Source organism: Pseudomonas sp. Leaf127, from assembly GCF_001423155.1.
Taxonomy (GTDB): Bacteria; Pseudomonadota; Gammaproteobacteria; order Pseudomonadales; family Pseudomonadaceae; genus Aquipseudomonas; species Aquipseudomonas ovata.
In genome coordinates this window covers 640,476-662,783 of sequence record NZ_LMOA01000021.1, presented here as the reverse complement: position 1 = coordinate 662,783, position 22,308 = coordinate 640,476, and the positions used below count along the sequence as shown (strand labels likewise).

The window sequence follows — 22,308 nt, the reverse complement described above, 5'->3', positions numbered from 1 at the left end:
TGGCACCGGTTGTGCCTCTCTTTTTCCGATTAAGAATTTACCTATGAATCCACCGATCGAAGCCAAATCTAAATTGGATTTTACTTGCACGCATGAAATAAAGCCTGAACCCTCAGCAGAAATCGACTTGCTATTTAAATATGCGCGATGGCTACAAAAAAATAACCAGCTTAAAGAAGATCGCACCGTCAATGTCGAGATTGAGCGGCTATACCGTATCGCGGCCGAGCATGATCATCACAAAGCCAATATCAATCTACAGAACGGGACAATGCGAGGCCACTTCAAGCTCAATGAAAAAGAACACCTGCGCATGAGTCAGAACCTTATGAATGCCAGTGTGGCGACAGGGTATTACTTTATCGGTATTTTCCTGAGAAATGGCTCTGCCGGACTTCGAGAAGACACGGAGATGTCCTTGCGCTTTTTTCGTAAGGCTGCAGACACCGGTAATGCCCAAGCGCAGTATTTGGTGGGCGACCAGCTATTACCGATAGGAATGGCTCCAGAAATTGGTCGAAAAATGTATCGCTGTGCTGCCGAGCAAGGACATGGCGAAGCCGCATCTGGTTTGGGAATTCACCTTACAATAAAAAAACAATACAGAGAGGCGCTTGAGGCGTTTCAACTGGGAGTGAAAGCAGGCGATAACCTTTCCGCTTCTATTTTATATAAAAGCTTTCGTAATCAGTTGCCTGATGAGCCACATTATCTTCACCTTCAGGAAGACCAAGAGCGAGCCGATCGATACGAAAAAATCTGGCGCATCCTCGCCAACTACTCCTACGCCAATCCCAAAGTCCCCGAAATCAATGAATTCATAAACTCGCCAAGGAAAAAGGTCTGGACCCGGCCACGGGCAAGCCCATGCCCGGGTCACCGGCTTTCAGCCAGGCCAATTTCCCCCTGCGGGTTGCCTATAGCGGCTCGGTGTGCCCCGAAAGCGGTTACTGGAAAGTCATCTGGACCAACGAACGCATGATCTGCCGGCGCGAAGTGATCCGGTATCTCAAGGAAGGTGAGGTGTTTCCCACAACGACGGTAGAGCGCTTCCATCTGCGCCCCTGGCCACTGTCGGATAAAGCCACTCGTCGCGAAGAAGGGGTGGAATGGGGGCTGCTGGGATGAAGGGCTTTTTGACTGTTTCTTTATTGATTGGAACAAGTCTGGCGGGGTGTACTGCACCTGCCATTTCGGGTCAAGGTGATCATGCGGGTCCGTTGGCCGACGCCGGATCGAAACTGGACTTTACCTGTGTGCATGAGGTTAAGCCTGAGCCGTCCATTGAGTCCGATGTCCTGTTCCAATATGCGCGCTGGTTGCAAAAAAATAATCAACTCAATAACGATTCGAAGATTAATACCGAGATTGAGCGGCTATACCGTATCGCGGCCGAGCATGATCATCACAAAGCCAATATCAATCTGCAATACGGCACGATCCATGGCCACTTTGAACTCAATGGCGAAGAGCACTTAAGGCTTAGTCAAAACCTGATCGATGCGGGCGTGGCTACCGGCTATTACTTAATTGGTATGTTTCTTAAGGATGGATTAGCTGGACTTCGAGCAGATCAAGAAATGTCTTTGCGCTTTTTTCGGAAAGCGGCCGATACAGGTAATGCTGATGCTCAGTATCTGGTAGGCGACAAATTAGACCCAATAAATATCGCTCCGAAAATTGGCTTGCAGATGTACCTGTGTGCAGCTGAGCAGGGCCAAGGAGAGGCAGCTTTTACCCTCGGGGTTGACTTAAGAATAAATAAAAAACACCAAGAGGCAATGGAGGTTTTTCAGCTTGGTGTCGCTGCCGGCAACAGTAATTCTGCGTCAACTCTGTACAGGAGTTTTCGTGATCAATCACCTACCAACGAGCCGTATTATCTTCGTCTTCAGGAAGACCAAGAGCGAGCCGATCGATACGAAAAAATCTGGCGCATCCTCGCCAACTACTCCTACGCCAATCCCAAAGTCCCCGAAATCAATGAATGGCTGGAAGCCCGGCTGGCCAATATCCCACCGGAAAAACCCAGTGAAGCATTGATTCATAAACTGGCCAGGGAAAAGGGCCTGGATCCGGTCACGGGCAAGCCACTTTCCGATGTCCGATTTTAAAGTCGCTTGAGTGCGGGCTTGGCTTACATGTTTTTGAAGTGTCTTGGTCTGAAATCGAGAGTGCCAGGCATCCAGAATGTCAGTTGGCAAGTATCCGTATTTCAAGCGCGGCCGTCAGTTAACTCGATAAAGGATAAACCATGCGCGGCATCATCCGCATCGGCGACACCACCAGCAGTGGCGGCACGGTCCTGTCCGGCTCCGACGTCATGAAATTTTCCGGTATCGGCGTGGCCCGGCAAGGCGATCCGGTCGTGTGCCCGATTCCGGTCCACGGCCCCACGGTGATTGCCGAAGGGCATCCGACATTTAAGGATCACGGCTTGCCCGTCGCGTTCGAAGGCCATCGGTGTGCCTGTGGGTGCGCGCTGATTTCATCGCTGCCTGCGGCCGGGGCGAGCTAGCCATGCCGGTTCGACTCGATCAATTGCCGCCTCTGGCCCCGCGCTCCAGCCCGCCGCGCTTGTGGCTGTGGCTGGCCCTGCTGGGGGTGTTGCTGCTGCTCGGCGTGGGCCTGCTGCTGATGTTTGCCGGGCGCGCATGGCCGTCCCTTACGGCACGCGGTTGGGGCCTGGCGCTGGGTGGTCCGTTGTTGCTGTGGAGTGTGCTGGGTTCTGTGCGGGCCTTGCTGTTCATGGCTGAACAGCGTACGGCCGATGGCTGGGACCAGGCACGCGAGACTGATCGGCGACAACGGATCGAGCGCGGCCAGCGTTGCCTGGAGGTGATGGCCGCGAGCGTGCACACCGCCTTGCGCGAGCCGGCGGACGTGATGGGTACGGCGCAGCTAGGAGCGCTGCTGGGCAGAACCCGTGCACTCAAGGCGCAAGCGTCTCGTGCCGGTGAGAGGGCGGTGCGGCATAGCCGGTTGGGCCGTGCGACTGCCCGCCCTGCGGATGTGTTGCAGCAGGCATTGACGCAGGTGCTTGCCGATCTGGCACCGGCCTTGCGGGCATGGCCCGAGCAAACGCCGCTGGCCTTGTTACTGACCTTCGACAGCGGTTTGCCCGAGCCGTCATTGCAGCAAGCCTGGCAGCAGGCGTGGCATGCCTGCGGTATTCGCCATGCCCCCGTGGCGGTGACGGGCATGGGGCTGGAGGCTGTGGATGAGTGGCTTGACCGGCGGCCTGCCGAGCAGACGTTGTGGCTGGTGGTTGCGTTGCGTCTCGCCCCGCAGCCGCTGGACGGTTCGGCCGAAGTGGCGGTCGGGCTGCTGCTGGGCCATCGAACTTCGCCGCCCGGTCTTGCACCGCTGGCCCGCCTGCATCGGCCTGAACAGGCGACCCCGGCCAACGCCGAATCTGGCTGCCGTGCTGCCCGCCAGGCCCTGGATTGGGGGGCAACGGCTGTTACCGAGGTCGCACAGGTCTGGTGCGCAGGTGCCAAGGAGCAAGGCGCGCCGAACGCTTCATCCATGCTCATCAGGGTACTGAGCGACCTTGACCTGCTCGCCAGGCACAAGGATTCGCTCTGTGACCTGGATGCTGGCCTCGGCTGCACCGGGCAGGCTGCACCCTGGCTGGCCATTGCCTGTGCCGCTCAACACATCGATCAAGGGACCGGCCCGCAATTGATCTTCAGCGGCACCGGCGCCCCGGATGACGGGCTCTGGTGCACCGCGCTGACCCCGGTCATCACGCTTGAATCCTCAGGAGTCTGAAATGCCGCTTCCACGATTGACCGGTTTTGGCCCCGGGCCTGGCCTGCTGATACTGCTCAGTGTCGCCACCTGTGCCGTCCTTTGGTATGCCCCTGAATGGCTGGGTATCAGCGCCGGCAGCGAGCAGCAAATGATCTGGCTGCTGGGGGCCTCGCTCGCCGGTGTGGTACCCGTGCTGGTGACGGTCGGCCACTCGATAGCCGCCAGACAGACAGGACGCCAGGCTTATCAGCAGCATGCCCAGGTTCATCACGAGCCCAACGGCCTGACGCCAATGCCGCCCCCGGATCGCTTTGCTGCGATCAAGGCGCATCTGCGTGAGTATTACGGTCCGTTCTGGACGCGCAAGGTGCGTCTGTTATGGGTGGTTGGCGACGAACAGCAGGTGGCGGCACTGGTGCCCGGCCTTGTTCAACAGCAGTGGCTGGAAGCAAACGGTACGCTCATGGTGTGGGCCGGGCCGGCCGGCAGCGAGGCGTTGGAGCCCATCCCTCAAGCCTTGTTGAAGCTGCGGCGCAGGCGGCCGCTGGACGCCATGGTCTGGGCCTTGCCTGCGACACAAATAGGTGACCTGCAGGCCATGAACGCCGGTACCCGGCACTTGCAAGGGCTGATGCGGACCTTGCGCTGGCAGGCGCCTTTGTACCTGTGGCAGGTTGGCGACAGCGCCTGGGCGCAAGCCGGTCGCCCGGTCGAGCCGGTGGGCTTCATGTTGCCGGAGCAGGCTGCCTGGGCCGATCTTGAGGCGGCTTTGCAGGGCCTGCTCGTGCCCCTTCGCGTGCAGGGTCTGAATCAGATGCACACGCAGATGGAACATGACTTCCTCCTGCGCCTGTCACGTGATCTGCAGGCCGAAGGGCTTGTGCGCTGGCCGCAAACGCTGGCGCCACTGTTCGGTGCGTTCGCCCGTGCCCTGCCGCTGCGCGGGGTGTGGTTCAGCCTGCCGCACGCTGTGGAGCATTCAACGCTCCAGCCCCACGGGCTGTACCTGGACCAGGCCTGGGCCGGTGTGTTGAGCGATAGCCGGGCGCGGGGTCAACACACGGGTTGGGCCGCACCGCGCATGGCCCGCCTGGCCCTTCTGAGCCTCGCCGCCCTCTGCACCGCTGGCCTCTTGCTGTCCTACACCACCAACCGCGCCCAGATCGCCCAGGTACACACCGCCCTGGCCGCTGTCGAGCACCCCGGCACCGACGATGAACACCTGTTGGCCCTCAACGAGCTGATGTGCGAACTGGGCCGGCTCGACGCCCGCGCCAGAAACGGCGTGCCCTGGTACCAGCGCCTGGGCCTGAGCCAGAATGCTGCGTTGCTTGAGGCGCTGTGGCCGCGTTATGTCGAGGCCAACAACCGCTTGTTGCGTGACCCGGCGGCGGCCCGCCTGCAACGCGAACTTCAGGCCTTTGCGGCACTGCCCGCCGACAGCCCTGAGCGCGCCCGGCAGGCGCCGCAGGCGTATGAACACTTGAAGGCGCAGCTGATGATGGCCCGTCCGGACAAGGCCGACCCGGTGTTTCTGGCCCGGGTGCTGGGTCAGCAACCGCCGCCGGACGGGGTGGCCGAGGGGCTGTGGCGGGCGCTGGCGCCGGGGCTGCTGGGGTTCTATGCCGAGCAACTGGCGGCGCACCCGCAGTGGGGCATCGAGGTCGACGCCCGCCAGGTGGCGCAGGTGCGCCGCGTGCTGCTGGGCCAGCTCGGCCAGCGCAACGCCCAGGCCAGCCTGTACCGCCAGGTGCTGGACGCCGCCGATACGCAGTACCCGCCGTTGGGCCTGGATGAGCTGGTTGGCGACACCGAGGCCCGCTCGCTGTTTACCACCCGCGCCGAAGTGCCGGGGGTGTTTACCCGTCAGGCCTGGGACGGTCAGGTGCGCGAGGCGATCGAGAGCATCGCCCGGGCGCGCCGCGAGCAGATCGACTGGGTGCTGAGCGACAGGCCCGGCGACATCGCCGCCGAGCTGAGCCCCGAGGCGCTGGCCGCGCAACTGACCCGGCGCTATTTCGAGGACTACAGCGATGCCTGGCTGGGCATGCTCAACAGCCTGCGCTGGCAGCCGGCGGGTAGCCTGGCCGAGGTCATCGACCAGTTGACCCTGATGAGCGACGTGCGCCAGTCGCCGCTGATCGCCCTGGGCAACACACTGGCCTGGCAGGCGCAGGCCGGGACCCGCGCGCCGGCACTGGGCGATGCCTTGCTGCAATCGGCGCAGCAGTTGATCGGCCAGGACACGGCGGCCCTGATCGAGCCGTCAGTACCCGGTTTTGCCACCCCGCTGGAGGCGACGTTCGGGCCGTGGCTGGCCTTGCTTGGCAAGGAGGCCGAAGGCCAGGCCGGCAATGACCGGTTGACCCTGCAGGCGTTTCTGACCCGGGTCACGCGGGTGCGCCTGAAACTGCAACAGATCAGCCACGCCCCCGACCCGCAGGGCATGACCCGGGCGCTGGCGCAGACGGTGTTCCAGGGCAACGGCATCGACCTGACCGACACCCAGGCCTACGGCAGCCTGATCGCCGCCAGCCTGGGCGGGCAGTGGGCCGGCGCCGGCCAGGCGCTGTTCGTGCAGCCGCTGGAGCAGGCCTGGCAGCAGGTGCTACAACCCTCGGCGGCGGGCCTGAACCGCCAGTGGCAGCGGGCAATCGTCAGCGACTGGGACAACAGCTTCAACGGCCGCTACCCGTTCGCCGCCACCGGCAGCGACGCTTCGCTGGCGCAACTGGGGCAGATGATCCGGGCCGACTCCGGGCGCATCGAGCAGTTCCTGCAACGCGAACTGGGCGGGGTGCTGCGCAAGGAAGGCAGCCGCTGGGTGGTGGACCCCACCCACGGCCAGGGGCTGCGCTTCAACCCGGCGTTTCTCAAGGCCATCAACCAGCTCAGCCACCTGAGCGACGTGCTGTACACCGACGGCGGCCTGGGCTTGAACTTCGAGCTGCAAGGCAAGGCCACCCGCCATGTGGTGCAGACCACTTTCACGCTCAATGGCACGCCCCACGAGTACTTCAACCAGCGCGAAACAGGCCAGCGCTTCATCTGGCCGGGCCGCAGCGATCACCCGGGCGTCAGCGTGCGCTGGATCGGCGCGGTCAGCGGCGAGCGACTGCTGGCCGATCATCAGGGCTCCTGGGGCCTGATCCGCCTGCTGGAGCAGGCGCAGGTGACGACCCTGGACGACAGCGCCAGCCGCTACCAGCTGATCCTCAAGGCGCCGGACGGATTGGGCCTGACCTGGCACCTGCGCACCGAACTGGGCGAAGGGCCGCTGACACTGCTCAAGCTGCGCGGCTTCAAGTTGCCGAGGCAGGTTTTTCTCGCCACCGCCGGGGCCGACCTGTGAGCCTGCCCGTGCTGATCGAACGCTGTCTGGGCGAGCGCGATGCCGTGGCCCTGGGCCGTGAGCAGGCCGCGCACTGGGCCGACTGGCTGTTGCCCATCGACGCTGCCGCGCCGGCCGGTGAAGACCCTGCGTGTGACGATGATTTCCAGCGCCTGCGCGAGGAGGTCAACAAGTTGTCTGCCGCCGATGCGCCGCAGGTGTTGCTGTTGGCGGAAAAACTGCTCAAGCAGCGCTGCAAGGACCTGCGCGTGGCCAGCTATTACGCCTGGGCCCGCTTGCAGATGCAGGGCGAGGCAGGGCTGGCCGCCGGACTGGGACTGCTGGCAGCGCTGGTCGAGCACTACCCCGATCAGGTCTTGCCTGTGCGTGGCAATGGCCGGCGCATGGCCGTGGAGTGGCTGACCAGCGCCCGGGTGCTCGACAGCCTGGCGCTGTACCCGGACGTGGTGATGGCCGAGGCCGAGCGCACGGTGGCGGCGCTGGCCTGGCTTGCGCAGGCAGTGCTTGCCTGGCCGGTGGAACAGCGTCCGGCCTTGGGCGGCCTGTATGGCGCGCTGTCTGCCCGGCTGACGCAGGCGGGCGGGGCGCAGGCGCAGGCGCTGCAAAACAAAGCCGCGCCCGAGGCGGGCGGGCAGGCGCTGCCTCAGGCTGCGGCCGCCATCAAGTCCGGGCGCGACGTGCTCGACAGCGGTCGCCAACTGGCGGCGTACCTGCGCGAGCAGCCGCTGGGCTGGCTGGCCGCGCATCGCCTGATCAAGAGCCTGCGCTGGGACACGCTGCACCATGTACCCCCGCACGATGCCAGCGGCAAGACGCGCCTGGCGCCGCCGCGCAGCGAATACCGGGCGCAGCTCAAGGGCCTGTACCTGCAACAGAACTGGCCTGAACTGCTTGAGCAGGCCGAGCGCATGTATGCCGAGGGCGTGAATCACTTCTGGCTGGACCTGCAGTGCTACCTCTATCAGGCGCTGAGCCACCAGCCCGCACCGCAGGAGGGCTGGGCCGCCATCATCAAGCGCGACTTCGAAATCTTCCTGGCGCGTTTGCCTGGGCTCCAGGACCTGTGCTGGAACGATGGCAGCCCGTTTGCCGACCCGGCCACGGTGGAGTGGATCAACCGCGAGTTCGGTGCCAGCACGGCCCCGTCCTGGCCGGCCAGTGCCGCAACGACCGCTGTGCTTGCCGACGACCCGGTCCTGGCGCTGGAAGGTGAGGCCCTGGCCCGGGCCGACAGCGAGGGTGTCGAACAGACCCTGGCCTGGCTGGCCGCGCGCCCGGACCTTCACGCAGGGCGTCAGCGCTGGCTGCTGCGCCTGTTGATGGCGCGGGTGGCCGAGCAATACGGCAAGAACGACCTGGCCATTTACCTGCTGACCGAGCTGGACACCACGGCGCGACGGCAGGCCCTGGCCGACTGGGAGCCTGCGCTGGATTTCGAGGTCAAGGCCCGGCTGTTGCGCCTGCTACGCCTCAAGACCCAGCGCGGCGATGCAGACAAGCCCGAGCTGGCCCGCCGCAGCGAAACCCTGCTGGCCGCGCTGGTGGCCCTGGACCCGGTGCGTGCGGCGGTGCTGTGTGGGTGAGGTTGCCTGTTTGTCGCCCCGGTTGCTCAACACCGCCTCAATGGATCACTGGACATGAATGAAAACCTGACACTGCGTTATTTCGACGCCGAGATGCGTTACCTGCGTGAAGCCGGCAAGGAGTTCGCGCAAGCCTTCCCCGACCGTGCCGCGCAATTGAACCTCGACAAGCCGGGCGCCGACGATCCTTTTGTCGAGCGCCTGTTCGAAGGCTTCGCCTTTTTGATGGGGCGCCTGCGCGAGAAGCTTGACGATGACCTGCCGGAACTCACCGAAGGGCTGGTCAGCCTGCTGTGGCCGCATTACCTGCGCACCATTCCTTCGCTGGCCATTGTCGAACTGCTCCCGGACCTGCAACACCTCAAGGGCAACGACCTTATCGGCAAGGGCCTTGAGGTGCTGTCGCAACCGATCGGCGCGCAGCGCACCCGTTGTCGCTACACCACCACGCAAGACGTGATGCTGCGCCCGTTGGTACTGGAGGCCGTGCGGGTCGGGTATGAGCCCGATGGGCGCCATGTGCTGCGCCTGCGCTTTGCCTGCGGGCCCCTGACCGACTGGCCCACGACCGACCTGAGCGACATTGCCCTGTACCTGGGCGCCGACCTGCCGCTGGCCAGTGCCTTGCACCTGGCCCTGACCTGTCACGCCCAGGCGCTGTATGTACGCTTGCCGGGGCACACCGAGCGCCAGGCCCTTGAAGCGCACTTCGTACCCAGGGGGTTTGCCGAGCAGGACCGGTTATGGCCCAAGGGCGACAGCGCCTTCAGCGGGTATCAGTTGCTACTGGAGTACTTCACCTTTCGCGACAAGTTCATGTTCGTGACCCTCTGCGGGCTGGAACGCTTGAGTCTCGCGCCGGGCACCGCGTGGTTCGAACTCGACGTGGTGCTACGCGAAGCCTGGCCTGAAGGGCTGGTGCCGGGCGCCGAGCACATTCGCCTGCATGCGGTGCCGGTGATCAACCTGTTCGCCCTGGAGGCCGATCCGCTGATGATCGATCCCTTGCAGACCGACTACCTGCTGCGCCCGATGCGTCTGCAGGACGGGCATACCGAGATCTATTCGGTCGATCATGTCACGGCCTCGAAAAGCACCGAGCGGCTGGACTATGTGCCGTTCAGCAGCTTTCGCCACAAGGGCGGCATGCTGCGTGACGAAGCCCCCGAGCGTTATTTCCATACCCGCCTCAAGCGCGCCGCCAATGGCCTGCACGACACCTGGCTGATTCTGGGCGGCGAGGGGTTCGACAGCGACCGGGTGCAGGGGCAGCAGAGCCTGTCGCTGCGCCTGACCGGCACCCACGGCCAGTTGCCGCGCAAGGCGCTGCAAAGCACGGTGCTCGACACCCTGGTGCAGGGCAGCGGTTTGCGGGTGCGCAACCTGTGCGCGCCCAGCATGCCGTGCTACCCGCCCGACCGGGATCGCTTTCACTGGCGGGTGCTCAGCCACCTGGGCACCAATTTCTTGCCCATGCTCGACAGCGCCGAAGTGCTGCGCGGCACCCTGGCGCTGTACGAATGGACCGGCAGCGAACTCAATCGCCGGCGTCTGGAGGCCATCGTCGAGGTCGGCCATCACCTGATCCAGCGCTTTGAAAAAGGCTTCCTGCTGCGCGGGGTGGACATCGAAATCACTCTGGACGCCAACGGCTTCTGTGGCGAGGGCGATATCCGGCTGTTCGGTGAAATGCTCAACCGGTTTTTCGCCCTGTATGCCGACATTCATCTGTTCAACCAGCTCACGCTGATCCTGCAACCCACCGGAAAGTGCCTGCGATGGAACGAGAACCACAATCAGCGTATTCCCGGCTGAAAGCGGCAGGTGTGCTGCAAGCCTTGCAAGGCCGGGTGGCCGAGGCCAGCCTGTATCGTTTTTGCCAAGTGCTTGAGCACGCCTTGCCGGACCAGCCGCCCTTGGGCAGCACGGCGCATCCGGGCGATGACCCGGTGCGTTTCCGGCCCGATCCGGGCATGGGGTTTCCGGCCAGCGAACTCAAGGCCGTCGAATTCGACGACGCCCATCCCCATCGTCCGGCCACGGTACGCACCCGGTTGCTGGGTCTGTACGGGGTCGATTCGCCCTTGCCAACCTGCTACCTGGACGACATTGCCCAGCGCCGTGAAGGCCATGAGGCGCTGGAAGCCTTTCTGGACATTTTCAATCACCGGATCTTTACCCAGTTCTACCGTATCTGGCGCAAGTATTCGTACCCGGCGGCCTTTGAAGCCGGCGGTCGTGATGCCACCTCGCAATGCCTGCTCGGGCTGATCGGCCTGGGCATTCCAGGCACTGCCCGGCAGATCGCCACGCCCATGTCGCGGTTTCTGGCATTGTTGAGCGTGATGCGCCTGCCGACGCGCAACGCCGAAGGCATCACCGCGCTGGTGACCTTGCTGGCGCCTGGCACGCGGGCGCAGATCACCCCGCATTGGCCACACAATGTCGTGCTGGCGCAGCCGGCCCGCCTGTGCAGCCAGCGCCCGGTCAGCCTGGCGCAAGGTGTGCCGCTGGGGCCGGTGGGACGCGATGCCAACAGTCAGTTGCGGCTGCGACTGTTCACGCAAGACCGTCACGAGGCCTTGGGCTGGTTGCCCGGTGCTCAATTGCACAACGATTTAGGCGTGCTGCTGCGGGTGTACCTGGGGTGGCGCTGCAACGTGAAGCTGCAATTGGTGCTGCCGCCGGACAGCCTGCCCAGGGCGCTACTGGGCGAGGCGCCCTTGAAGCTGGGCATGACGGCGGTCATGCCTGTCAGTCTCCGGCACGCACCTTCCACCCTTACCATCGAACTGGGGCGCTATCAGGGGCTGCGCCCCAACCCCGACAACCGAGAGGCAGAGCATGTCGAATACCGTTTCCAAGGTCCTGATGATGACCACGCTGGGGCTGTCGCTGAGCGGCTGCGGGTTGTTTCAGAGCGTGAGCGAAAGCACCGCCTCGGTCAGCCGGGCGATATTCCATAAACAGGTCAGGACCCTGCATCTGGACCTCAGTGCTCGGGCGGGCATGAACCTCGATGCGGCGGACATGAACGCCTTGTCGGTGCCGACCCTGGTGCGTGTCTACCAGTTGCGCGACGACAAGACCGTGCAGAGAACCGACTACGACAACGTGACCCGCCAGGGCGCGGTCCGATTGCGTTCTGACGTGCTTGACGAGCACGCTGTGGTCATCCGCCCCGAGGAGGGCGTGCAGATAAGCAGGCCGCTGCATCCGCAGGCGCAGTTCGTGGCAGTGGTGGGGCTGTTCCGTGAGCCCGACAGGCAGGACAACAGTTGGCGCTTGGTGCTGACCCGCGATGAGCTGGACCCGGAGCGGGCCCGGGTCATCGAGCTGCAGGACAATCGTCTCGACCTGCGGCCTCTGGGCGAGGGGTGAACAATGGCCGAGCTCAACCCATCGCTGTATGAAACGCTGCTGCAGAATTTCGATGGCGAACTGGACCTGCATCACGTCGCCGAGCCGCACCAGCCGGTGCTGTCGGTGCTGGATAATCTGCGCCGTATCCTCAACAGCCGCGCCGGCACCCTGGCGCACTTGCCGGACTACGGCTTGCCCGACATGGGCCAGGTACTGCAAGGATTGCCGGCCTCGGCCCACACCCTGATGACCACCATGCTCGCCACTTTGCGCAAGTACGAACCCCGCCTTGCGGACCTTCAGATCGAGCTGCTGCCCGGTGCGCCGGTCGGTCATTTGCATTACGCGCTGGACGTCCGGCTCAAGGGGGGCGAGTGGGTGACCTTCGGCACCACCCTTGGCCCGGAAGGCAGGGTGCTGGTGCGGCATTTGAAACGGCAGGACTACCTGGCACAACGCTGAACGGTCAGGCGTGCGCCTCCTGCCGAGGGTCAGTCAGTCATTGCCTTGTCCGCTTACTCGGGCAATGTCCCCGCCGGCCCGAAGAACTCGTAGTGGCTCTGCGCTTCAGGCACGCCCAGCGCCTTGAGGTCGCGCTTGACGTTGGCCATGAACCCGACCGGGCCCAGGAAGTAGGCATCCACGTCGCGGTTTTCCGGCAGCCAGTGGCCCAGCATGTCCTGGTTCAAGCGGCCCTGGGCGTCGAAGCGGTCGTCGCTGGCCGGCTGGCTGTAGCAGACGTGGCAGGCCAGTTGCGGGTACTCACGCTGCAAGCTTTCCAGCCAGGGACGAAATGCATGAGCGCTGCCGTCACGGGCGCTGTGGATAAAGGTGATCGGCCGGCCGGTCGGCAGGGCGGCTTCCAGCATCGCCAGGGTCGGGGTAATGCCGACGCCAGCGCTGATCAGCACCAATGGACGGGGTGAAGCTTGCAAGGTGAAGTCCCCGGCCGGCGGGAACAGCTCGACGCGGTCGCCGACCTGCACGCGGTCGTGCAGGTAGGTCGACACGGCGCCCTGGCCTTCGCGCTTGACGCTGATCCGGTAGCTGTGGCCGTTGGCCTGGGCCGACAGCGAGTAGTTGCGGCGCACTTCCTGGCCATCGATAGTCAGCTTGATCCCCAGGTATTGGCCCGGTGCGTAGTCGACCACCGCGCTGCCATCTTCGGGCTCGAAGTAGAACGAGGTGATCTGCGCGCTTTCCTGCTGCTTGCGCGCCACCTTGAAGACCCGCGCACCGCGCCAGCCGCCGGGGGCGATTTCGTTCTGTTTGTAGGCGGCTTCTTCGGCACCGATGAGGATCCCGGCCAGTTGCCCGTAGGCCTCGCCCCAGGCGGCAATCACGTCATCGGTGGCGATGTCGGCCCCCAGCACTTCACGAATGGCGCGCAGCAGGCAGGTGCCGACGATCGGGTAGTGCTCGGGCAGGATCTGCAAGGCCACGTGCTTGTTGACGATCTGCCCCACCAGCGGGCCGAGGGCTTCCAGCCGATCAATGTGCCGGGCGTACATCAGCACCGCATTGGCCAGGGCGCGCGGCTGGGCACCGCTGGCCTGGTTGGCCGGGTTGAACAGCGGACGCACGTCGGGGTATTCGTCGAGCATCATTGTGTAGAAGTGGGTGGTCAAGGCTTCACCGCCCGATTCCAGCAGCGGGACAGTGGCCTTGATGATCGCGCGTTGTGAGTCAGTGAACATGGAAACGCTCCTGGGCAGTGGACAGTTGCCATGAGAGAGTCAACTTCCGTGCCAGGGCGTCAGGGCCCGTGAATCAAGGGCTTCGGGGGGTAGGTGTCATAAAGACACTGAGCGGCGAGGGGTCGGAATGACTTGCTTGAGTCATTTTGACTGCGGTTGCCTTGTGTATGATTTCGCGCGCTTATTACAAGCGGTTACGGGGTGCGGCAGATGATGGCCTTTAGCGCTACGATGCCGGTCTTCCCACATCTGGCCAGTCTTTGCGCATGTTCGAACTCACCAGCTACCTGGGCCTTTTTTTCGCCGCCTTCGGCGCCGCCACCTTGCTGCCCATGCAATCGGAAGCGGTGTTGGTCGGGATGCTGGTGTCCGGGCATTACCTGGCCTGGCTGCTGTGGCTGGTCGCGACCCTGGGCAATGTGCTGGGTGCGATGCTCAACTGGCTGATGGGCCGCTCGGTCGAACGGCTGCGTCACAAGCGCTGGTTCCCGGTCAGCGAACAGCGCCTGGCGCAGGGCCGTCGGCACTATGCCCGCTATGGCTACTGGTCGCTTTTGCTGAGCTGGGTGCCGGTAATCGGTGACGCCCTGACCGTGGTGGCCGGGGTGATGGGCGAGCCTTTGTGGCGCTTTACCCTGATCGTGGCCCTGGCCAAGGGCTTGCGTTACCTGGTGGTGATGCTGATCGCCTTCAACATCATCTAGGGATTGGTGCCGTTTCAGCCAACACACCCGCTCCGCCCCCACGGTGCCCCCAGTAGGAGCGCGCTTGCCCGCGACCGGCTGCGCAGCAGTCGTAAAATTTCGCAAACGCCACAAATCTACAACGGCCAACGCAGCCGGTCACGATGGTCCGGCATTCCCGCATTCCCGCATTCCGGCAAGCGCACCACATATACCGGCTTACGGCAACAGCCCCTGACGCGCCAGCGTCAGCCCGTCAGGCGGCAAGGGCAGGGCGGTCTTGTACAGCACCTGCTTGAGGGCAAAGCTGGAGCGGATATTGGCCACGCCCGGGACCTTGGTCAGGTGCTCGAGAATGAAGCGCTCCAGCGCGTGAATGTTCGGCACTAGAACGCGCAACAGGTAGTCGGCATCGCCCGTCATCAGGTAGCACTCCATCACTTCCGGGCGTCCGGCCACGGCGGCTTCGAAGCGCTGCAAGGCACCTTCGTCCTGTTTCTCCAGGCTCACATGAATGAACACGTTCAGGTCCAGGCCCAGCACCTTGGGGTCGAGCAGGGTGACCTGGCCCTTGATCAGCCCGGCTTCCTGCATCGACTTGACCCGGTTGAAGCAGGGCGTGGGCGACAGGTTCACCGAGCGGCCCAGCTCGGCATTGGTGATGCTGGCGTCGCGTTGCAGGCTCTCCAGCAGGTTGATGTCAGTGCGATCAAGCTTTTTCAAGAGAATAAACCTCTGTAATACCGTATTTTTGCAGAGAGTAATGCTTGTAATGGCGCCAATCCCAGATAAAGCAGGAAAAAAATTCTGCACGGCCTTGAATAAAATTTCCCCTGACCGCTTTCGGCCTTTCAGGGGACACCATGCTCAACGCCACCCGCACCGCGACCTTGACCCTAGCCACCGGCCGCCTGTGGGCCTCGCCGCAGGTCAAGGGCGTGACCCTGCTGGTACTGGCCATCCTGATCTGGGGCGCCAACTGGCCGGTGATGAAGACCGGCCTGCAGCACATTACCCCCATCTGGTTCTCGGCCCTGCGCTTTGCCGCCGGTGCCCTGTGCCTGTTTGCCTTGCAACTGGCCACCGGCACGCTGCGCGTGCCCACTCGGCGCGACCTGCCGTTGATGCTCAGTGTCGGCCTGCTGCAAATGCTGACCTTCACTGTGCTGGGGGCAATGGCGATGACCGAGGTTCCGGCCGGGCGTTCGGCAGTGTTGGCCTACACCACGCCGCTGTGGGTCACGCCCATTGCCGTGACCTTCTTCGGTGAACGGCTTTCAAAGCGCCAGGTGGCCGGCACCTTGCTGGGCGGCATCGGGGTCGGCGTGCTGTTCAACCCCCTGACCCTGGACTGGGGCAACACGGCGTTGCTCAAGGCCAACCTCATGTTGATCGGCGCTTCGGTGTGCTGGGCGCTGTGCATCCTGCACTTGCGTCATTCGCGTCCCGAGGCCAGCGCCTACCAGCTGGCGCCGTGGCAGATGCTGACCGCCACCGTGCCGCTGGTGGGACTGGCCTATGGCGTGGAAGGGGCGTTCACGGGTGACGGCTCCTGGACGCTGTGGCAGATCATGCTGTTCATGGGGCCGCTGGCCACCGCGTTCTGTTTTTGCGCGGTCAATGCCGCCAGCATGTGGCTGACCAGCACCAGCATGTCCACCGCCATGCTCGGCGTGCCGGTGGTGGGCTTGCTGATGTCAGTGCTGTTCATGGGCGAGCAACTGACCGGCGCGCTGATCGTCGGCTTGATGGCGATTCTGGGCGGCATTCTGATCGTGACGGTCAAGCGATCGGCCACGACGAAAGGTGCGATTAATACCACCCCATAGGATGCGTCGAGCCGTTATTCATACCTCCTGAAATCGCCAGGCGTAATCAATGCAAAGGCCGTTTTTCGGCACGGTTCAAACCACTTGGCAGGGCATCGGCACATTGCGCTGAATCTATTCACCCCACTCGGGTCGACTCAAGGGACCGGTTACTGGAGAGGCTGCGACATGCATCGCAGCCCGTCATGACCCCATGCGCCCCGTGAGCGCACCCTTGAACGGTGATCCTGATGAAAGATGCTACGCCACACGGCACGCCACAGCCTTCCTCCACGCCTGACCAACAGGCCACCCACCTGCAAGCTTCCCGCCGCCGCTTCCTGCAAGTCGGCGCCTCGGGCCTGGCCGCTGCCAGCATCGGCACCTGGGTGCCGGAACAGAACAATGCCCAGGCAGCCCAGGCCTCGCCTGCCGCCCCCGCCAGCGAGAAGCCGGCAGCGGGTGAGCAGGCCATCGTGCTCAAGGTCAATGGCCAGAGCCATCGCCTGAACGTGCCGGCCAATGCCATCCTGCTCGACGTGCTGCGCGACCGCCTGCAACTGACCGGCACCAAGAAAGGCTGTGACCATGGTCAGTGCGGTGCCTGCACCTTGCTGGTCAATGGCGTGGCGATCAACGCGTGCCTGTCCATTGCCGTGCAGCACGACGGTGACGAAATCACCACCATCGAAGGCCTGGCCAAAGACGGCCAGTTGCACCCGGTGCAGGAAGCCTTCTGGGAGCACGATGCCTACCAGTGCGGTTATTGCACGTCCGGGCAGATCATGAGCGCGGTGGCGATTCTCAACGACCCGAACATTCCTGCCGATGATGCCAGCGTGCGTGAAGCCATGAGCGGCAATATCTGCCGCTGCGGCGCCTACAAGAACATCCTGTCGGCCGTGCAGTCGGCCCGGGGCAAGTTGGGGAGGGTGGTCTGATGCGCACATTCGAATACGCCCGCGCCACCTCGCCGGCCCAGGCGGTCAACGTCGCCACCGAGCAGAGCGTCTACCTGGCCGGCGGCACCACGCTGCTGGACCTGGTCAAGCTGGATGTGATGCAGCCGGCGCAGGTGGTGGACATCAATCGTCTGGACCTCAAGAAAGTCGAACTGCTGGACGACGGTCGCCTGCGCATCGGCACGCTGGTCAGCAACACCGAACTGGCCAACCATGCGCGAGTGCGCGAGCACTATCCGGTGCTGGCCCAGGCCATTCTGCAAGGGGCCAGCACCGCCTTGCGCAACAAGGCCACCACCGGCGGTAACCTGATGCAGCGCGTGCGCTGCAACTACTTTCGCGACGGCATTTCGGCCTGCAACAAACGCGAGCCGGGCTCGGGCTGTGCGGCCATCGACGGGCTGAACCGCAGCGTGCATGCGGTGCTGGGCACCAGCGAGCAGTGCATTGCCAGTCACCCCTCGGACATGTGCGTGGCCATGGCCGCGCTGGGTGCGCAAGTGACGGTCCAGGGTCGGCAAGGCAGCCGCGACATTGCATTCAATGACTTTCATCTGCTGCCGGGCGATACCCCGTGGCGCGAACATGCGTTGCAACCGGGTGAGTTGATCACCCATGTGACCCTGGATGCGCCACTGGCCGGCAGTCGCTCGGCCTACCTGAAACTGCGCGACCGTACCTCGTACCAGTTCGCTTTGGCCTCCAGCGCCGTGGTGGTTGTGCTTGACGGCAAGCGTATCGTCGATGCCCGTGTCGCCCTGGGGGGCGTCGGCACCAAGCCGTGGCGCGCCGTGGAGGCCGAAAAGGCCCTGATCGGCCAGCCGGCGTCGCTGCAACTGTTCGAGCGCGTGGCGCAAACCGCCATGCAGGGCGCCAAGGCCTACGAACACAACGCTTTCAAGATTCCGCTTGGCCAGCAGGTCATCGTTCGCAACCTCCGTGATCTCACGGCCAAGGAGCTGTCATGAGCCAGTCCATCATCGGTAAAGCCCAGAAACGCGTCGACGGCCGCCTTAAAGTCAGCGGCCAGGCGCGCTATGCCGCCGACTACCCGCAGGACGGCCTGCTGTTCGCCTACGGCGTGTTCAGCACCATTGCCAGCGGTCGTATCCTGGCGATTGACGACGCGCCTGCGCGCGCCATGCCCGGCGTGGTCGAGGTCCTGCACCACGGCAATATCCCGCGCCTGCACCGCACGCCGGAAACCGCCATGAGCTTCGATAGCATCTTGAGTGCCAGCAAGGCCGACGAGCACCGCTTGCCGTTCGAGGACGACCGCGTCTATTACCCCGGCCAGTTCGTGGCCCTGGTGGTGGCCGACACTTTCGAGCAGGCCCGCGCCGCCGCCCGTCAGGTCAAGGTGCGCTACGAGGCCAGTGAGCCGGTGAGGTCACTGGCGCAGGCGCTGAAAACCAACGGCGCCAAGGAAGCCGACGGCACCCATCAGCGCGGCAAGCCGGACGAGGCCTTCAAGGCCGCCGCCCAGCGCATTGATGTGACCTACACCACGCCGGTCGAAACCCATAACCCGATGGAAATGCACGCCACCACGGCGCGCTGGCAGGACGGCAAGCTGTATGTCGAGGAAAGCACCCAAGGCGTGGTCAACCACCGCAACTTTCTGGCCAATGTCTTTGACCTGACACCCGAGCAGGTCGAGGTGCGTGCGCCGTTCATTGGTTCGGGGTTTGGCGGCAAGCTCTGGCCGTGGCCGCATTCGGTCGCAGCCTGTGCCGCCGCCAGGGTGACCGGGCGCCCGGTGCAACTGATGCTGCCGCGTGCGCAAATGTTCAGCACCGTCGGCCATCGTCCGGAAACCCGACAGCGCCTGCGCCTGGCCACCGATGCCAAGGGCAAGCTGGTGTCGCTCAGCCATGAGTCGTACAACGGCACCTCGACTGTGGACACCTACATCGAAACCTGCGGCAGCGTGACCAAGAGTCTCTACAGCTGCCCCAACGTGCTGGTCAGCCACCACACCAGCCCACTCAATCGCGGCACGCCGACCTCGATGCGCGCACCGGGTGCGGCACCGGGCCTGTTTGCGCTGGAGTCGGCCATTGATGAGATGGCGTTGGCGGCAAAAATGGACCCTTTGGCCTTCCGCCAGTTGAACCTGGCCGAACGTGATGAAAGCAGCGACCTGCCATGGTCGAGCAATCATTTGCCCGAGGCCATCGAGCAGGCCGCCAAGCGCTTTGGCTGGGCGCAGCGCCAGCCTGAAGTGGGCGCGATGCGCGACGGCGACGAGATCATCGGCTACGGCATCGGTGCCTGTAACTGGGAAGCCTTCCAGGTGCCGACCGAAGCGCGGGTCAGCCTGCGCGCCGACGGTACGGCACTGGTGCAGTGCGGCGTGCAGGACATCGGCACCGGCACCTACACCATCGTCGCCCAGACCGTCAGTGAACTGACCGGCCTGGCGCTGGACAAGGTCGAGGTGCAACTGGGCAACTCGTCCTTCGTACCGGGCCCTGTGTCCGGCGGCAGTTGGGTGACCGCCAGCATCATGCCGGCACTGGCAGGCGCGACGCGCCAGGCGCTGGAAAAGCTGCGCAGCTATGCGGTCACCGAGAAAGGCTTCTTTGCCGGTGAAAAACCCGAAAGCCTGGAGGTGCGTGATGGCCACCTGGTCAAGGGCGAGCGCCGCGTGAGTTTTGCCCAGGTGCTGGAACAGCAACGCCTGGCGCGGGCCGACGGCACGCACCACAGCGAACAGGCCAATGCCAAGGATTATTCGTTCCGCTCGTTCGGCGCGCATTTTGTCGAGGTGCGCTGGGACCCGGGCATTTCGCGCCTGCGCGTGGCGCGGGTGGTCAGTGCCATCGACGTTGGCAAGGTGGTCAATCCGCTGGCGGCGCGTAACCAGGTCGAGGGTGCGATTGTCATGGCCATCGGCATGGCACTGTTCGAGGCCACCGAGTACGACCCGCGCAGCGGTTTGCCGGTCAACGACAATTACGCCGAATACGTGGTGCCGGTGCACGCCGACCAGCCGGACATCGACGTGATTCTGCTTGATTACCCGGACCTGAACCTCAACGAGTTCGGTGCGCGAGGCATTGGCGAGATCGGCATCACCGGGCTGGCGGCGGCGGTGGCCAACGCGGTGTACCACGCCACCGGCAAGCGCATTCGTGACCTGCCGATCACCAAGGAAAAACTCATGGCCGGGGTTTGAACGCGATGAAACAGCTCGACTTGCAGGTCGTGCAACAAGCCCGCGACTGGCTGGCGGCAGGCAAACCGGTGTGGTTGTGCACGGTGCTTTCGACCTACGGCTCCGCCCCGCGCGGGCCGGGGGCGATGCTGGTGGCGCTGTCCACCGGCGAGCACCGTGGCTCACTGTCGGGTGGCTGTATCGAGGAAGACTTTCTTGAACGCCTGGCGCTGGGCCGCTTTGAACCGGTAACCCAGCAGGTGCGCTACGGCGTTGGCGGCCTGGCACCGAACCTGGCCTTGCCCTGCGGCGGGGTGCTGGATGTATTGGTCGAGTACCTGGCCCCTGGCGCCGAGATTCAGGCGCATCTGGCGCAGGTCGAGCAGGCGTTGAGCGGGCGCGGCCTGCTGCGGCGTGTGGTCGGCCTGGGCGCGGTGGCGCCGCGGCTGCAAGCCGGAGAAATGGGCCAGGCCCGGGTGCAGGTCGAGGCGGGGACGGCGAGCATCCGCATCGGTGCGGTGCAGCGTCTGTTGCTGGCCGGGCTGTCGCCGGTGGCTGAGTTCTGTGCCAGCTTTGCCTTGGCGTTGGGGTATGAAGTCATCCTGTGTGACCCGCGTCCCGAGGTGTTGGCAGGCTTTTCACTGGCCGGCGTCGAAGTCTGTCCGGTATTGCCGGCGGTGTTCATTGCCGAAGGCGGCTGCCATGCGTCCACGGCCGTGGTAGCCCTGACCCATGACCCACGCCTGGATGACCTGACCTTGCTTGAAGCGGTGCGCACCGAGGCGTTCTACATCGGTGCCATGGGTTCACGCCAGACCAGTCGCAAGCGCCTGGAGCGCCTGGTACGCATCGGCCATCTGGACGAGGCGACGCTGGCGCGCATTCAGGCGCCTATCGGGCTCAATCTGGGCAGCAAGACCCCGGCCGAAATCGCCCTGGCGGTGATGGCCGATGTCCTGCGCACCGCCAATGGCATCGACCGCCGACAGCTCTAATGGCGCGCGCTGTCGCGCAACAAACATGGACCCGGTGTAGGAGCGCGCTTGCCCGCGACCGGCTGCGTAGCAGTCGTAAAATTGTGGCGTTTCACAGATTTCTGCGAGCGCTGCGCACTCGGTCGCGGGCAGAGGAATTTTATAGCCAGAAAAATCAATAAGTTATTTTATGTTTGATGAGGTCGACCTACGGTCGCGAAACGATCCTCCCACAGGGTGATTCATCCCGGTCAAAGGGTGTATTTGAGGCAGCACCTCAAGAAAACGGCCCTGGTTTCAATGAGCCAAGGCTTGTGCCAATGCGGCGGGGGTGTCGGCATCCAGCAGGGTGCCGGGGTCGTCGCTGGTGATCCGTATACACGCTTCTGGATGCGCCTTGATCACCGCCCTGGCACCCTGATCGCCGGTCAGGCCTTCCAGCAGCGGCCAGAAAGCCCGGCCTATAATCACCGGGTGACCTTGCTGGCCTTCGAACACCGGCATGACGATGCGTTGCGGGGCGGCCCGGTCCGCCAGGTGCAGCAGCGTCTCGGTGCGCAGCCACGGCATGTCGGCCAGCAGGATGGCCACTGCCTGGGCTTGGGTGTCAGCCAGCGAGCGGATGCCGCTGGCCAGGCTATGGCCCATGCCGGACTCGGCCTGTTCACTGCGCACCGTTTGCACCGTGGCGGGCAGGCCCAAGGCTTCGGTCCCATCCGTGGCACGCAGCACCACGCGTACTTCTTCGAAGGCCGTCAAGGCGGTATCAAGGCTGGCCTGCAACACCGTGCGCCCGCATGGCAGGCGCGCCTGGCGCTTGTCACTGCCAAACCGGCGACTGCTGCCGGCGGCCAGCAGCAGGGCGATCACAAAGGGGGACGGCGCAGGTTGACTCATGATGACCCGTCTCGTTAAGACCGCAAGGGCCAGACTGTGGCAGTCTTGCAGGTCTGCCCCTGGCTGCACAGCC

At 64.0% G+C, this 22,308-nt stretch carries 19 protein-coding genes; 16 read left to right on the top strand and 3 right to left on the bottom strand.

What is annotated here, in order from left to right; genetic code table 11:
• Positions 1–43: 43 nt before the first annotated feature.
• From ASF84_RS16330 to tssE, 10 genes are all read left to right on the top strand, one after another.
• Positions 44–982 (top strand): tetratricopeptide repeat protein, encoded by a 939-nt coding sequence (locus ASF84_RS16330; protein WP_236709435.1) that lies wholly within the window; start codon positions 44–46, stop codon positions 980–982.
• 142 nt (positions 983–1,124) lie between these two features.
• Complete coding sequence (locus tag ASF84_RS16325) at positions 1,125–2,114, top strand: SEL1-like repeat protein (protein ID WP_082481681.1); 990 nt, start codon at positions 1,125–1,127, stop codon at positions 2,112–2,114.
• Between the two features lie 140 nt (positions 2,115–2,254).
• Entirely contained in the window at positions 2,255–2,518 is a 264-nt protein-coding gene (locus ASF84_RS16320) for a PAAR domain-containing protein (RefSeq protein ID WP_056839855.1), read from the top strand.
• A gap of 2 nt (positions 2,519–2,520) precedes the next feature.
• Positions 2,521–3,774, top strand: coding sequence for a hypothetical protein (locus ASF84_RS29155; RefSeq protein WP_056839854.1), 1,254 nt, complete (start codon positions 2,521–2,523; stop codon positions 3,772–3,774).
• A 1-nt stretch (position 3,775) separates the two neighbouring features.
• Positions 3,776–7,108: an ImcF-related family protein gene (locus tag ASF84_RS16310; RefSeq protein WP_056839853.1), complete on the top strand. Its 3,333-nt coding sequence runs from the start codon at positions 3,776–3,778 to the stop codon at positions 7,106–7,108.
• Positions 7,105–8,691: a type VI secretion system protein TssA gene (gene tssA, locus ASF84_RS16305; RefSeq protein WP_056839852.1), complete on the top strand. Its 1,587-nt coding sequence runs from the start codon at positions 7,105–7,107 to the stop codon at positions 8,689–8,691. Before ASF84_RS16310 ends, tssA begins: the two co-directional genes overlap by 4 nt.
• A gap of 54 nt (positions 8,692–8,745) precedes the next feature.
• Entirely contained in the window at positions 8,746–10,506 is a 1,761-nt protein-coding gene (gene tssF / locus ASF84_RS16300; protein WP_177339470.1) for a type VI secretion system baseplate subunit TssF, read from the top strand.
• Positions 10,470–11,657 (top strand): type VI secretion system baseplate subunit TssG, encoded by a 1,188-nt coding sequence (gene tssG, locus ASF84_RS16295; RefSeq protein WP_082481640.1) that lies wholly within the window; start codon positions 10,470–10,472, stop codon positions 11,655–11,657. The genes tssF and tssG overlap by 37 nt, the downstream gene beginning before the upstream one ends.
• The gene (gene tssJ, locus ASF84_RS16290; protein ID WP_082481638.1) at positions 11,563–12,072 is read left to right on the top strand and encodes a type VI secretion system lipoprotein TssJ; all 510 of its coding nucleotides are present in this window, start codon (positions 11,563–11,565) and stop codon (positions 12,070–12,072) included. The genes tssG and tssJ overlap by 95 nt, the downstream gene beginning before the upstream one ends.
• Before the next feature lie 3 nt (positions 12,073–12,075).
• Positions 12,076–12,516 carry a type VI secretion system baseplate subunit TssE gene (tssE, locus tag ASF84_RS16285; RefSeq protein ID WP_056839849.1) on the top strand — a complete coding sequence of 147 codons (441 nt, stop codon included), beginning with the start codon at positions 12,076–12,078 and terminating at the stop codon, positions 12,514–12,516.
• 53 nt (positions 12,517–12,569) lie between these two features.
• Here the strand turns inward: tssE and hmpA are convergent, their stop codons facing one another.
• Complete coding sequence (gene hmpA, locus ASF84_RS16280; protein ID WP_056839848.1) at positions 12,570–13,751, bottom strand: NO-inducible flavohemoprotein; 1,182 nt, start codon at positions 13,749–13,751, stop codon at positions 12,570–12,572.
• A gap of 266 nt (positions 13,752–14,017) precedes the next feature.
• On the opposite strand from hmpA, the gene ASF84_RS16275 reads away from it, so the two are divergent.
• Entirely contained in the window at positions 14,018–14,455 is a 438-nt protein-coding gene (locus ASF84_RS16275; RefSeq protein WP_056839847.1) for a YqaA family protein, read from the top strand.
• A 198-nt stretch (positions 14,456–14,653) separates the two neighbouring features.
• Here the strand turns inward: ASF84_RS16275 and ASF84_RS16270 are convergent, their stop codons facing one another.
• Positions 14,654–15,157 (bottom strand): Lrp/AsnC family transcriptional regulator, encoded by a 504-nt coding sequence (locus tag ASF84_RS16270; RefSeq protein ID WP_056839846.1) that lies wholly within the window; start codon positions 15,155–15,157, stop codon positions 14,654–14,656.
• A gap of 140 nt (positions 15,158–15,297) precedes the next feature.
• Here ASF84_RS16270 and ASF84_RS16265 point away from each other — a divergent pair, with 140 nt between their 5' ends.
• The 5 genes from ASF84_RS16265 (at position 15,298) to ASF84_RS16245 (ending at position 21,359) form a co-directional block, all read left to right on the top strand.
• On the top strand, positions 15,298–16,263 hold the full coding sequence (locus ASF84_RS16265; RefSeq protein ID WP_056839845.1) for a DMT family transporter: 966 nt from the start codon (positions 15,298–15,300) through the stop codon (positions 16,261–16,263).
• Between the two features lie 221 nt (positions 16,264–16,484).
• The gene (locus ASF84_RS16260; RefSeq protein ID WP_442963059.1) at positions 16,485–17,183 is read left to right on the top strand and encodes a (2Fe-2S)-binding protein; all 699 of its coding nucleotides are present in this window, start codon (positions 16,485–16,487) and stop codon (positions 17,181–17,183) included.
• On the top strand, positions 17,183–18,172 hold the full coding sequence (locus tag ASF84_RS16255; RefSeq protein WP_056839843.1) for an FAD binding domain-containing protein: 990 nt from the start codon (positions 17,183–17,185) through the stop codon (positions 18,170–18,172). Before ASF84_RS16260 ends, ASF84_RS16255 begins: the two co-directional genes overlap by 1 nt.
• Positions 18,169–20,385 carry a xanthine dehydrogenase family protein molybdopterin-binding subunit gene (locus ASF84_RS16250; RefSeq protein ID WP_056839842.1) on the top strand — a complete coding sequence of 739 codons (2,217 nt, stop codon included), beginning with the start codon at positions 18,169–18,171 and terminating at the stop codon, positions 20,383–20,385. The genes ASF84_RS16255 and ASF84_RS16250 overlap by 4 nt, the downstream gene beginning before the upstream one ends.
• Before the next feature lie 5 nt (positions 20,386–20,390).
• Positions 20,391–21,359 (top strand): XdhC family protein, encoded by a 969-nt coding sequence (locus tag ASF84_RS16245; RefSeq protein WP_056839841.1) that lies wholly within the window; start codon positions 20,391–20,393, stop codon positions 21,357–21,359.
• A gap of 276 nt (positions 21,360–21,635) precedes the next feature.
• Here ASF84_RS16245 and ASF84_RS16240 read toward each other — a convergent pair whose 3' ends face one another.
• Positions 21,636–22,238, bottom strand: coding sequence for a nucleotidyltransferase family protein (locus ASF84_RS16240; protein WP_442963067.1), 603 nt, complete (start codon positions 22,236–22,238; stop codon positions 21,636–21,638).
• Positions 22,239–22,308 lie beyond the last annotated feature (70 nt).

Excerpts from the sequence above, each read along its gene's own strand:
- ASF84_RS16330 (WP_236709435.1), top strand. The coding sequence starts at position 44 with ATGAATCCACCGATCGAAGCCAAATCTAAATTGGATTTTACTTGCACG.
- hmpA (WP_056839848.1), bottom strand. The coding sequence starts at position 13,751 with ATGTTCACTGACTCACAACGCGCGATCATCAAGGCCACTGTCCCGCTG.
- tssJ (WP_082481638.1), top strand. The coding sequence starts at position 11,563 with ATGATGACCACGCTGGGGCTGTCGCTGAGCGGCTGCGGGTTGTTTCAG.
- ASF84_RS16310 (WP_056839853.1), top strand. The coding sequence starts at position 3,776 with ATGCCGCTTCCACGATTGACCGGTTTTGGCCCCGGGCCTGGCCTGCTG.
- ASF84_RS16320 (WP_056839855.1), top strand. The coding sequence starts at position 2,255 with ATGCGCGGCATCATCCGCATCGGCGACACCACCAGCAGTGGCGGCACG.
- tssG (WP_082481640.1), top strand. The coding sequence starts at position 10,470 with ATGGAACGAGAACCACAATCAGCGTATTCCCGGCTGAAAGCGGCAGGT.
- ASF84_RS16255 (WP_056839843.1), top strand. The coding sequence starts at position 17,183 with ATGCGCACATTCGAATACGCCCGCGCCACCTCGCCGGCCCAGGCGGTC.
- tssE (WP_056839849.1), top strand. The coding sequence starts at position 12,076 with ATGGCCGAGCTCAACCCATCGCTGTATGAAACGCTGCTGCAGAATTTC.
- ASF84_RS16325 (WP_082481681.1), top strand. The coding sequence starts at position 1,125 with ATGAAGGGCTTTTTGACTGTTTCTTTATTGATTGGAACAAGTCTGGCG.
- ASF84_RS16275 (WP_056839847.1), top strand. The coding sequence starts at position 14,018 with ATGTTCGAACTCACCAGCTACCTGGGCCTTTTTTTCGCCGCCTTCGGC.
- ASF84_RS16265 (WP_056839845.1), top strand. The coding sequence starts at position 15,298 with ATGCTCAACGCCACCCGCACCGCGACCTTGACCCTAGCCACCGGCCGC.
- ASF84_RS29155 (WP_056839854.1), top strand. The coding sequence starts at position 2,521 with ATGCCGGTTCGACTCGATCAATTGCCGCCTCTGGCCCCGCGCTCCAGC.
- tssF (WP_177339470.1), top strand. The coding sequence starts at position 8,746 with ATGAATGAAAACCTGACACTGCGTTATTTCGACGCCGAGATGCGTTAC.
- ASF84_RS16250 (WP_056839842.1), top strand. The coding sequence starts at position 18,169 with ATGAGCCAGTCCATCATCGGTAAAGCCCAGAAACGCGTCGACGGCCGC.
- ASF84_RS16245 (WP_056839841.1), top strand. The coding sequence starts at position 20,391 with ATGAAACAGCTCGACTTGCAGGTCGTGCAACAAGCCCGCGACTGGCTG.